9 protein-coding genes are annotated in these 11,902 nt (G+C 70.9%); 1 reads left to right on the top strand and 8 read right to left on the bottom strand.

Translation table 11 applies throughout. From position 1 onward, the window contains the following. Positions 1-3 precede the first annotated feature (3 nt). The 8 genes from ftsW to rsmH all read right to left on the bottom strand — a co-directional run bounded on the left by ftsW (position 4) and on the right by rsmH (position 10,790). Positions 4-1,362, bottom strand: a complete 1,359-nt coding sequence (ftsW, locus tag HJD23_RS31720; RefSeq protein WP_171115315.1) for a putative lipid II flippase FtsW — start codon at positions 1,360-1,362, stop codon at positions 4-6. 104 nt (positions 1,363-1,466) lie between these two features. Then, complete coding sequence (gene murD, locus HJD23_RS31715) at positions 1,467-2,906, bottom strand: UDP-N-acetylmuramoyl-L-alanine--D-glutamate ligase (protein WP_171115316.1); 1,440 nt, start codon at positions 2,904-2,906, stop codon at positions 1,467-1,469. Next, positions 2,888-3,979: a phospho-N-acetylmuramoyl-pentapeptide-transferase gene (gene mraY / locus HJD23_RS31710; RefSeq protein WP_171118913.1), complete on the bottom strand. Its 1,092-nt coding sequence runs from the start codon at positions 3,977-3,979 to the stop codon at positions 2,888-2,890. The genes murD and mraY overlap by 19 nt, the downstream gene beginning before the upstream one ends. Then, on the bottom strand, positions 3,979-5,385 hold the full coding sequence (gene murF / locus HJD23_RS31705; protein WP_171115319.1) for a UDP-N-acetylmuramoyl-tripeptide--D-alanyl-D-alanine ligase: 1,407 nt from the start codon (positions 5,383-5,385) through the stop codon (positions 3,979-3,981). The genes mraY and murF overlap by 1 nt, the downstream gene beginning before the upstream one ends. Before the next feature lie 29 nt (positions 5,386-5,414). Then, positions 5,415-6,935 carry a UDP-N-acetylmuramoyl-L-alanyl-D-glutamate--2,6-diaminopimelate ligase gene (locus tag HJD23_RS31700; RefSeq protein ID WP_171118915.1) on the bottom strand — a complete coding sequence of 507 codons (1,521 nt, stop codon included), beginning with the start codon at positions 6,933-6,935 and terminating at the stop codon, positions 5,415-5,417. A 269-nt stretch (positions 6,936-7,204) separates the two neighbouring features. Then, a complete protein-coding gene (locus tag HJD23_RS31695; protein WP_171115321.1) occupies positions 7,205-9,172 on the bottom strand; it encodes a penicillin-binding protein 2 in 1,968 nt (655 codons plus the stop codon). Further along, positions 9,169-9,768, bottom strand: a complete 600-nt coding sequence (locus HJD23_RS31690; protein WP_171115323.1) for a hypothetical protein — start codon at positions 9,766-9,768, stop codon at positions 9,169-9,171. The genes HJD23_RS31695 and HJD23_RS31690 overlap by 4 nt, the downstream gene beginning before the upstream one ends. Before the next feature lie 65 nt (positions 9,769-9,833). Beyond that, on the bottom strand, positions 9,834-10,790 hold the full coding sequence (gene rsmH / locus HJD23_RS31685; protein ID WP_171115326.1) for a 16S rRNA (cytosine(1402)-N(4))-methyltransferase RsmH: 957 nt from the start codon (positions 10,788-10,790) through the stop codon (positions 9,834-9,836). 419 nt (positions 10,791-11,209) lie between these two features. Here rsmH and HJD23_RS31680 point away from each other — a divergent pair, with 419 nt between their 5' ends. Further along, on the top strand, positions 11,210-11,758 hold the full coding sequence (locus tag HJD23_RS31680) for a carbonic anhydrase (RefSeq protein ID WP_197973681.1): 549 nt from the start codon (positions 11,210-11,212) through the stop codon (positions 11,756-11,758). Positions 11,759-11,902: the final 144 nt, after the last annotated feature.

The following is an 11,902-nucleotide window of genomic DNA, read 5'->3' as shown; positions in this document are numbered from 1 at the left end:
AATTCACCGCTCTCCGGACGAGCGCGCCGTGGCGCGCCGTCGCATCGTGTTCCAACTCCGGGGACTCCGATTCGACGCAGTACCCCCAGCCCCCCGCTTTCTACCAAAGCGGGGTTGCCGCATCGCAAGCGCCGCCCGCGCAGCGGGCTCGTCGCGCGCGAAGGCGATCAGCAGCCCGATGGCGAACATGGTCGGCAGCAGGGCGGATCCCCCGTAGGAGAACAGCGGGAGGGGGACGCCGGCGATCGGCAGCAAGCCGAGCACCGCACCGATGTTGATCACGGCCTGGGCCGTGATCCAGGTGGTCACGCCTCCCGCGGCATACCTCACGAAGGGGTCCTCCGTGCGTCCGGCCACGCGGATACCCGCATAGCCTAGAGCGGCGAAGAGGGCGAGCACCGACAGCGTCCCCGCCAGGCCCAGTTCCTCACCGGTGACGGCGAAGATGAAGTCGGTGTGAGCTTCGGGGAGTTGACCCCATTTTTCCACACTCGCGCCGAGCCCGGAACCGAAGAGTCCGCCGGAGGCGAGGGCGTAGATCCCGTGCACGGCCTGCCAGCAGGAGCCGTCGGGGCCCATCTCGGTGGCGCCGATGCAGCGGAACCGGCCCAGCCGGTTGGAGCTGCTCTGGATGAGGATCGCGCCGAGGGCCGCGGCGACCCCCAGCACGCCGACGAACAGCCGGGTCGGGGCGCCCGCCAGCCACAGCAGGCCGAACAGGATCGCGGTGAGGATGATCGCGGTGCCCATGTCGCCGCCGAGCATGATCAGGCCGAGCAGCAGGAACGCCATCGGCACCAGCGGCACCAGCATGTGCTTCCACTGCGCGAGCAGGTTCCGCTCCTGCTTGCGGGCGAGCAGATCGGCGGCCCACAGCACCAGGGCGAGCTTGCCGAACTCGCTGGGCTGGATCTGGAAGGAGCCCCCGAGGGCGATCCAGTTCTGGTTGCCGTTGACAGCCAGCCCTATCCCCGGCACCTGCACCAGGGCCATCAGGAAGACGGCACCGGCCAGGATCGGGTAGGCCAGCGCCCGGTGCAGCTTCACGGGCATCCGGCAGGCGACGTACAGCAGCACCGCGCCGATGACGGCGGCCAGCATCTGCTTGCGGAAGAAGTACGACCCCGGCAGGGACATCTGCAGCGCGGTGATCTGGGAGGCCGAGTAGACCATCACCAGGCCCAGCACGGTGATCAGCAGGCTGCCGCCGAGAATGAGGTAGTACGCCGTCAGCGGCCGGTCCCAGGCTCTCTTCGCGCGCGTGGAGAACCGTACGAAGGGGTTCTCGCGCGGCGGCCGGGGGGCGGCGGGCGCGCGGACGGTCCGCGGAACCGGAGGGCGTCCGGTACGGCTGCCGGACATCACCGGTTACCCCCGGCGGGCAGCCGCCGACCAAACCCGTGCCACATCCGAGTCACCCGTCCCTCCATGGGTCCCACAGCACCCGCCGTGGCCGAGACCCGCCGTCAGGCGCCCGCGCCGAGTTCGCGCACCGCCTCCGCGAACGCGTCTCCTCGCTTGTTGTAGTTGGCGAACATGTCCATAGAGGCACAGGCAGGTGCCAAGAGCACCGTGTCTCCGGTGACGGCGAGTCGCCGTGCCTCGCGGACAGCCGCGAGCATCGCCCCAGTGTCGGTCCGGTCGAGGTCGACGACGGGTACTTCCGGGGCGTGTCGCGCAAGGGCGTCCCGGATCAGGGCGCGGTCGGCGCCGATGAGCACGACCCCGCGAAGCCGCTTCGCCGACTTGGCGACCAGTTCGTCGAAGGTCGCGCCCTTGGCCAGTCCGCCCGCGATCCACACGATGGAGTCGTACGCCGCCAACGAGGCCTCGGCGGCATGGGTGTTGGTGGCCTTCGAGTCGTCGACGTACGCCACCCCGTCCAGGTCGTCGACGAGCGCGATGCGGTGGGCGTCCGGGGTGAAGGCCCGCAGCCCGTCCCGTACGGCCGTGGGGGGCACGCCGAAGGCACGCGCGAGGGCCGCTGCCGCAAGGGCGTTGGCGATGTTGTGCGGGGCCGGCGGGCTGACGTCGGAAACCTCGGCGAGTTCCTGGGCGTTGTGGTGCCGGTCCGCGACGAAGGCGCGGTCGACCAGGATGCCGTCCACCACGCCGAGTTGGGACGGCGCCGGCGTGCCCAGCGTAAAGCTGATGGCCCGGCAGCCCTCCTCGACGTCGGCCGCGAGCACCAGGTCCTCGGTGGCCTTGTCGGCCGCGTTGTAGACGCAGGCGACGCGATTCCCTTCGTAGATACGGCCCTTGTCGGCAGCGTACGCCTCCATGGAGCCGTGCCAGTCGAGGTGGTCGGGGGCGAGGTTCAGCACGGCGGCGGAGTGGGCGCGCAGGGAGGGCGCCCAGTGGAGCTGGTAGCTGGACAGCTCGACGGCGAGGACGTCGTAGCGCTCCTCGCCGAGCACCGCGTCCAGCAGCGAGACACCGATGTTGCCGACGGCCGCGGTGCGCAGCCCGGCCGCGCGCAGCATCGAGGCCAGCATCTGGACGGTGGTCGTCTTGCCGTTGGTGCCGGTGACGGCGAGCCAGGGGGCCGCGTCGGGGCCGCGCAGCCGCCAGGCCAGTTCGACGTCGCCCCAGACGGGGACGCCGGCCTCGGCCGCCGCCGTGAACAGCGGCTTGTCCGGCTTCCAGCCGGGCGCGGTGACGATCAGTTCGGTGCCCTCGGGCAGGGTCGCCCCGTCGCCGAGGCGGACGGTGACGCCGAGCGCCTCCAGCTCGGCGGCCTGGTCCCGGGCGCGCTCGTCGGCGCCGTCGTTGACGACGGTGACGTGTGCGCCGAGGCCGCGCAGGACCTTGGCCGCCGGGACGCCGGAGACGCCGAGCCCGGCGACGGTGATGCGCTTGCCCTTGACCATCGAGGACACCGTGGAGGTCACTTTTCCGCTGCCCATCCCGCATAGAAGAGGCCCAGTCCGACAATCACACAGATGCCCTGAATGATCCAGAAGCGGACCACGACAAGGACTTCGGACCAGCCCTTGAGTTCGAAGTGGTGCTGGAGTGGCGCCATCCGGAAGACGCGCTTTCCGGTCATGCGGAACGAGCCGACCTGGATGACCACCGACATGGTGATCAGTACGAACAGGCCGCCGAGGATGGCCAGCAGCAGCTCCGTGCGGGAGCAGATGGCCAGACCGGCGAGCACACCGCCGAGCGCCAGCGAACCGGTGTCACCCATGAAGATCTTGGCCGGCGAGGTGTTCCACCACAGGAAGCCGAGGCAGGCACCCATCAGCGCGGAGGCGACCACCGCGAGGTCGAGCGGATCCCGTACCTCGTAACAGGCGTTGGGGTTGGTCAGATCCAGCGCGTTGGCGCACGACTCCTGGAACTGCCAGACGCCGATGAACGTGTAGGCGCCGAAGACCAGCACGGACGCGCCGGTGGCGAGGCCGTCGAGGCCGTCGGTGAGGTTCACGCCGTTCGACATCGCGAGGATCATGAACAGCGCCCAGACCACGAACAGCACCGGGCCGATCGACCAGCCGAAGTCGGTGATGAACGACAGCTTCGTGGAGGCCGGGGTGTTGCCGCGGTTGTCCGCGAACTGCAGCGAGAGTACGGCGAAGGCGATACCGACGATCAGCTGGCCGGCCATCTTCGCCTTGGCCCGCAGTCCCAGCGAACGCCGCTTGACGATCTTGATGTAGTCGTCGAGGAAGCCGACCAGGCCCATGCCGACCATCAGGCCGAGCACCAGCAGACCCGAGAAGGTCGGCGCCGCGTCCGCCTCGGGGTCCAGCGAGCTGGTGACCACCTTGGCCAGGAAGTAGGCGGCGACCGTCGCCAGGATGAAGGCGATGCCGCCCATCGTCGGCGTACCGCGCTTGCTGGCGTGCTCGCGCGGGCCGTCGTCGCGGATGTACTGGCCGTAGCCCTTGCGGGCCAGCAGCTTGATCAGCAGCGGGGTGCCGATCAGCGTCAGGAAGAGGCCAATGACTCCCGCGAACAGGATCTGCTTCATCATCGGGCGGCAACCTCACCCTCGGCACCGGTCTCGAGCAGCGCCTGGGCAACGCTCTCGAGGCCGACCGAACGGGACGCCTTCACGAGTACGACGTCTCCCGGGCGCAACTCGCTGCGCAACAGGTCGACCGCCGCCTGTGCGTCGGACACGTGCACCGACTCCTCACCCCACGAACCCTCGTTATATGCGCCCAGTTGCAGCCAGGACGCTTCCCTGCCCCCGACCGCGACGAGCTTGCTGACGTTGAGCCGGACGGCGAGCCGTCCGACCGCGTCGTGCTCGGCGAGCGCCTCGTCCCCGAGCTCGGCCATCTTGCCGAGCACCGCCCACGTACGACGCCCCTTGCCCATGGCCACCAAGGCGCGCAGGGCGGCCCGCATGGACTCGGGGTTCGCGTTGTAGGCGTCGTTGACGACCGTCACGCCGTCCGGGCGCTCGGTGACCTCCATGCGCCAGCGGGAGAGGGAGCCTGCCTCGGAGAGCGCGGTGGCGATCTCTTCCGCGGACATGCCCAGCTCATGGGCGACGGCGGCCGCGGCGAGCGCGTTCGACACGTGGTGCTCACCGTACAGGCGCATGGTCACATCGCTGCACCCGGAGGGTGTGTGAAGCATGAAGGAAGGCTGTCCGCTGTCCGTGAGTCGCACGTTGTCTGCGCGTACGTCCGCTTCGTCGGACTCTCCGAAAAGGATCACCTTCGCCTTCGTACGGGACGCCATGGCCCGTACGAGGGGATCGTCGGCGTTGAGGATCGCGGCGCCGTCTTCCGGAAGGGCCTCTACGAGTTCGCCCTTGGCCTGCGCGATCTGCTCACGGCCGCCGAACTCGCCGATGTGCGCGGTGCCGACGTTGAGCACCAGGCCGATCTTCGGGGGCGTCAGGCCGGTGAGGTACCGGATGTGGCCGATGCCCCGCGCGCCCATCTCCAGCACCAGGAACCTGGTGTCCTCGGTGGCGCTGAGCGCGGTCAGCGGCAGCCCGATCTCGTTGTTGAACGATCCGGGCGTCCACACCGTCGGCGCCTTGCGCTGGAGCACCTGCGCGATCAGGTCCTTGGTGCTGGTCTTGCCCGCGGAGCCGGTGAGCGCCACGAGGGTGGTGCCGAGCTTGCGCACGACGTGCCGGGCGAGGGCGCCGAGGGCCGCCTGGACGTCGTCCACGACGATCGCGGGCACGCCGACGGGACGCGACGCGAGCACCGCGACCGCGCCCGCCTCGACGACCTGTGCCGCGAAGTCATGGCCGTCCACGCGTTCGCCGACGAAGGCGGCGAACAGGCTGCCGGGCGTGACCTCGCGGGAGTCCCGGACGACCGGTCCGGTGACCTGTGCCGACGGATCCGGTATGTCGTGCGTCTGCCCGCCGCAGATTTCCGTGATCTCGGCGAGAGAGAGGGCGATCACAAGTTCATCCCCTGGGTCTTTACGGATTTTCATCCCTGGGTTTTCTGGATGGCTTCGCGCAGCACCTGGCGGTCGTCGAACGGACGGACCACCCCGGCGATGTCCTGGCCCTGCTCGTGGCCCTTGCCCGCGACCAGCACCGTGTCCCCGGGGCGCGCCCGGCCGACGGCGGCGGCGATGGCGGCGGCGCGGTCCTCGAAGAGCAGCACCTCGCCGCGTTCGTGCGCGGGCACCGTCGCCGCGCCCTGCAGCATGGTGGCGAGGATCGCGAGCGGGTCCTCGGAGCGGGGGTTGTCGGAGGTCAGTACGGCCGTGTCGGTGAGCCGGGCCGCGGCGGCGCCCATGGGGCCCCGCTTGGTGGTGTCCCGGTCGCCGCCGCAGCCGAGCACGACGTGCAGCCGGCCCTTGGTGACCTTGCGCAGCGCCTTGAGGACGGACTCGACGGCGTCCGTCTTGTGGGCGTAGTCGACGACCGCGAGATAGTCCTGGCCGGCGTCCACGCGCTCCAGGCGGCCCGGCACGCCCGGTACTGCGGCGATGCCGTCGGCGGCGGTCTGCGCATCGAGGCCGGCGGCGGCGAGGGCGACGATCGCGGCGAGGGTGTTCGCGACGTTGAAGGGGCCCGGCAGCGGCGATCTGGCGCTGATCCGCTCGCCCTTGGGGCCGAGCACCGTGAACGGCGAGTTCAGCGGGCCGACCTCGACGTCCTCGGCGCGCCAGTCGGCGTCCGGGTGGCCCTCGGCGGAGTAGGTGACGACCGGGACGGTGGCCTCGCGGGCGAGCCTGCGGCCGTACTCGTCGTCGATGTTGACCACGCCGAGTTTGCTGCGTTCCGGCGTGAACAGCTGCGCCTTGGCCCGGAAGTAGTCCTCCATGTCGGAGTGGAACTCCATGTGTTCCGGGCTGAGGTTGGTGAACACGGCGACGTCGAAGACGCAGCCGTCGACCCGGCCGAGGACCAGCGCGTGGCTGGAGACCTCCATGGCGACGGCCTCGACCCCGCGCTCGCGCATCACCGCGAACAGCGCCTGCAGGTCGGTGGCTTCGGGCGTGGTGCGCTCGGACTTGATGCGCTCGTCGCCGATCCGGGTTTCGACCGTGCCGATCAGACCACTGCTGTGGGCTGTCTTGAGGCCGCCCTCGACGAGATAGGCGGTGGTGGTCTTGCCGGAGGTGCCGGTGATGCCGATCTGGAGCAGCTCGCGGCCGGGGCGGCCGTAGATCGTCGCGGCCAGCTCGCCCATCCGCGCGCGCGGGTCGTCGACGGTGAGCACCGGCAGGCCCGTGGCGGCGGCGCGTCCGGCACCGGCCGGGTCGGTCAGTACGGCGGCGGCGCCGAGGCCGACGGCCTGGGCGACGAAGTCGGCGCCGTGCGCGCGGGCGCCGGGCAGGGCGGCGTACAGGTCGCCGGGGCGGACGGCGCGCGAGTCATGGGTGATGCCCGTGACCTCGGTTGCCCCCTCCGGGGCGGTGACACCCAGCTGGTCGGCGAGGTCCGCGAGGGGTGTGGCGGAGACCCGTTCCGGCCTGGGCGGTCCCGGGTATGTCACGGGAGCGTCCTTCTGGGCGATGTGGGACTGATCAGCGTGTGGCACGGCGGTGAGCGTACCGGGCGCACCCGCTCCGGAGCGAAGTGAGGGGCGGGGGGTGCTCTGGTTCCCGGGATCGGGGGTGATCGTTGTCACGGATGGTTCCTGGGTGCTCGGTGCTGATCGGGCGTGCGGATCGGGTACTGGCGGCTCGGTGCGGGTCGGGATGCTCGGCGGACGGGTGGCTCTGGCGGCTCGGTGCGGATCGGGTACTGGTGGCTCGGTGCGGATCAGGGTTTGAAGGTGACCGGGAGGTTCGCGGGCTTCGCTCCGGTCGGCGGGACCTGGAGGGTCTTCAGGGCGAACTCCATCACCTGCTTGTAGACGGGTCCGCAGATCTGGCCGCCGAAGTAGCTGCCCTTGGTGGCGTTCTGGATGGCGCAGTAGACGGTGACGCGCGGCTTGTCCGCGGGTGCGAATCCGGCGAACGACGAGGTGTAGCCGCGGTACTTGCCGGTGTCCGGATCCACGCGGTTCGCGGTGCCCGTCTTGCCCGCGACCCGGTAGCCGGGGATGCGCGCCTTGGTGCCGGTGCCCTCCTCGTCGTCCACGACCGACTCCAGCATCTGGGCGAGCGTCTTGGCCGTCTTCTCGCTCACGACCCGCGTCTTCTCCGGCTTCGGGGCGGGTGTGAAGACGCCGTCGGGTCCCTGCGTGCCGCGCACCAGCGTCGGCTCGACGCGTACGCCGCCGTTGGCGATCGTGGAGTAGACGGACGCCGCCTGCATCGCGTTGATGGACACGCCCTGGCCGAAAGGAATCGTGTACTGCTGCGACGTCGACCACTGGTCCGGCGGCGCGAGGATGCCCTTGGTCTCACCGGGGAAGCCGAGTCCGGTGTAGCTGCCGAGGCCGAACTTGCGCAGGTACTTGTAGAGCACCCGGTTGGCCTCGGCCTGCGTCTTGCCGAGCTGTCCGGTGGCCAGGATGGTGCCGATGTTGCTGGACTTGGCGAGCACGCCGTTGAGCGTCAGGTACCAGGTCGGGTGGTCGATGTCGTCCTGGAAGAGCCGGTCGCCGCGGTGCAGCCGGTTGGGCACGGTGACGTGCGTCAGCGGGGTGGCGACGTTCTCCTCCAGCACGGCGGCCATCGACATGACCTTGGCGGTGGAGCCGGGCTCGTAGGCGTCCTGGAGGGCCGCGTTGCCCATGGCGGACGCGTCGGCCTTGGTCAGGTCGTTGGGGTCGAAGCCGGGCGAGTTGGCCATGGCGAGGATCTCGCCGGTGCGGGTGTCCTGCACGATCACATAGCCGCGGTCCGCCCGGGACTCCTTCACCTGCTCCGCGATGGCGTTCTGCGCGGCCCACTGGATGTCGCGGTCGATGGTCAGCTCGATGTCGGAGCCGGGCACCGCGGGCGTCTCGGTGGAGCCGACGGTCGGCACCTGCAGGCCACCGGACTGGGCGTAGCGGATCTTGCCGTCCTCGCCGGCCAGCTGCCCGTTCAGCTGCTGCTCGATGCCGCCTCCGCCCTTGCCGTCGGCGTTGACCCAGCCCAGTATCCCGGCGGCCAGATCGCCGTTGGGGTACACGCGCTTGCTGCTGGGTTCGGCGAGGACGCCGGCCAGGACGTTCACGGTGCTCTTGTCGGTCTTCGCCTTGGTGACGAGCGCGGTCCTCAGGTCCTTGATCTGCTTCCAGACCTGCGGGGTCTGCCGCCCGGCGAGCTTGACGTAGCGGAGCGTCCTGTCCTCGGGCCGGAGCTTGGCGACGAGCTCTTGCTGGTCCGTGCCGAGGATCGGCGCGAGCAGCGCCGCCGCCTGCTCGGGCCCGCCGTCGATCTTCAGCTGCTCGCGGGTGAACAGCGTGGGGTCGGCGGTGATGTCGTACGCGTCGACACTGGTCGCCAGGGCGACGCCGGTGCGGTCGGTGATCTCACCGCGCTGGGCGGCGAGGGTGTGCACCACATAGCGGTTCCTCTCGGCCTTGGCGGCGTAGGCGCTCGCGTCGACGGCCTGTACCTGGAGCAGTCGTACGACGAAGACCAGCAGGACGAGGGTCAGCGTGAAGCCGATCATGCGCAGCCGGGGGCGGGGGCTGCCGAGCCGGATCGCGCGCGGGGCCGCCGGACGGGGCGGGGCGGGGCGGCGCGCCGGGCGGGCGCCGGGGCCGGGGCGCCGCTGGCCGCCGGAGCGATCGGGCCGCGCGGGTCCGGGCACGCGGCGTCGCGGCGATTCCCTGTCGGTCACTTCCGTCACCTGCCGGAGGGTGTGGTCGGGAGGGGGGCGGGCGTGCTGGCGAGCGGGCGGGGAGCGGGGGCCGTGGGGGTGGTCGTGGTGGCCGGGGGTGCCGTGCGGGTGGCCGGTGTGACGGGCGCCGGCACGGGGTGGAGGGCCGCGGACGGGATGGCCGCGGAGGGGATGGGCACGGGCCCGGTGGACATCGCCTCGGGGGCGAGGACGAGGGGGTGGCGAGCGGAGGCCGGTTCGGCGTCGGCGGGGGACGGGACGCCGTTGATGGTGCCGTCCGGGTTGAGGAAGGCGGGGTCCGAGCCGGGGACCATGCCGAGTTCGCGGGCGCGGCGCTGGAGGGCCCCGGGGGCGGAGTAGGCGTCGATGTCGCGCTGGAGGGCCTGTTCCTCGTCGGTGAGGTTCTTGGTCTCCTTCTGCAGGTCGTCGAGTCGGAACGACCCTTCGCTGAGCGCCGAGTTCAGCATGAGCAGGCCGATGAGGCCGCCGCCGAGGAGCAGGACGACGAGGAGGACGAAGGGCGTCCGGGCGGCCTGCGCCCGCCCGGTCGGCAAGAGCTGCGCGAGCCGTGCGGCCCTCCCCCTCAGTTCGGGTTTCCTACTCACTCACCCTCCCCCCGTCCGGATGTCGAACCCGCGTGTGTTGTGAGCCCCCCGCCCCGTCGGCTGCCTCACTCGACGTCCTCCCTGATCCGCTGCGCCCCACGCAGGCGCGCCGGGGCCGCACGGCGGTTCTCGGCGACCTCTTCCTCGGTGGGAAGTTCGGCACCGCGGGTGAGCAGCTTGAGCCGGGGCTGGTACTGCTCCGGCACCACCGGCAGCCCGGGCGGCGCGGTGCTGGCGGCGCCCGCCGCGAACACCTGCTTGACCAGCCGGTCCTCCAGCGAGTGGTACGACAGGACGGCGATCCGGCCGCCCACGTCCAGCGCCTTCACCGCCGCCGGGATCGCCCGCTCCAGCACGGACAGCTCGCCGTTGACCTCGATGCGCAGGGCCTGGAAGGTGCGCTTGGCCGGGTTGCCGCCGGTGCGCTTGGCGGCCTGCGGCAGCGCGTCCCGGATCAGCTCCACGAGCCGCGCGCTGTTGCTGAACGGCTCCTTCTCGCGCTCGCGCACGATGGCGGCCACGATCCGCTTGGCCTGCTTCTCCTCGCCGTACGCGCGCAGGATCCGCACCAGCTCGCCGGCCGGGTAGGTGTTGAGGACCTCGGCGGCACTGATGCCGGTCGTCTGGTCCATGCGCATGTCGAGCGGGGCGTCCTGCGCGTAGGCGAAGCCGCGGTCGGCCTCGTCGAGCTGCATGGAGGAGACCCCGAGGTCGAACAGCACGCCCTGCACGCGCGCGATGCCGAGCCGGTCCAGCACCTCGGGCAGCTCGTCGTACACGGCGTGCACCAGGGTGGCGCGCTCCCCGTACGGCGCGAGCCGCTCGCCGGACAGGCGCAGCGCCTCCTTGTCCCGGTCGAGGGCGACGAGGCGGGCCTCGGGGAAGCGCGCGAGCAGCGCCTCGCTGTGACCGCCGAGGCCGAGCGTGCAGTCGACGACCACGGCTCCGGGCCGCTCCAGCGCGGGTGCCAACAGGTCCAGGCACCGCTGGAGCATCACCGGGACGTGTCGACTCTGGCTCAAGGGGCCCTCTCAGGTCCGGCGGGCGGTACGCACCGCCGGGTCCCCGCCCGCTCGTGAAGGGGAGGCCTGCCGGCGCCGGAAGCGTCAGCCGGCCGGGAGCGGGTGGAGGCCGAGCCGTACGTACGCGCCGCGCACGTGGGGGGATCTCCGGCGGCTGGGCCGGGATCCTGGGGGAATTCGATGCAGCGGGGAGAGCCTCGCCTCCCGCTTCGCGTCACTTTAGTCCACCCTCAGTCGCGGTCAATCAACCGGCCTGCGCGTCGCGGCGGGGTACGGAAATCAACCCGCGAACCGGCGAGGATCACCCGCAAGGGCGTATACGCGCCACGCTTGTGGGTTAGCTCACATCACGGCCCGATGACTTCTTTGTCCTGTCTCACAACAGGACCCGATCACCCGTGACCAGTACCGTCGTCACCATGACGACTTCTGCATCGGTTCCCGCCGGCTCCGAGGACGCCATGGCCCGGGTCGGCACCGTCACCGACCGCCTCGTCGAGGCGAACCAGCGGTACGCGGCCGCCTTCACCGACCCCGGCATGGACGCCCGTCCGGTCCTCCAGGTGGCCGTCGTGGCCTGCATGGACGCCCGACTCGACCTGCACGCCGCGCTCGGCCTCCAGCTCGGCGACTGCCACACCATCCGCAACGCGGGCGGCGTGGTCACCGACGACGTGATCCGCTCCCTCACCATCAGCCAGCGCAAGCTCGGCACCCGCAGCATCGTCCTGATCCACCACACCGGCTGCGGTCTGGAGAGCCTCACCGAGGACTTCCGCACCGAACTGGAGCTGGAGGTCGGCCAGCGCCCGGCCTGGGCGGTGGAGTCCTTCCGGGACGTCGACCAGGACGTACGGCAGTCGATGCAGCGCGTGCGCACCTCGCCGTTCCTCCAGCACACCGATGACGTGCGCGGCTTCGTCTTCGACGTGCGGACGGGTCTGCTGCGTGAGATCGACCCCGCGTAACCGGGCGGCGGAGCTGTCGTTTCGCTATCAATTCGAGCACCGAGGCCCGCGAAAAGCGTCAAAGCCGACATATCGCTGGCAGTTGTCCACAGGCGAGTGACACGAATCGGTAACGGCAGCAAGAATGCGGGGGTGGCGTCACGC

Origin of the sequence: Streptomyces sp. Z423-1 (assembly GCF_013009255.1) — a bacterium.
GTDB classification, from domain to species: domain Bacteria; phylum Actinomycetota; class Actinomycetes; order Streptomycetales; family Streptomycetaceae; genus Streptomyces; species Streptomyces gossypiisoli.
Note: the sequence above shows the minus strand (reverse complement) of the source record. Positions and strands in the feature narration are given on the sequence as shown.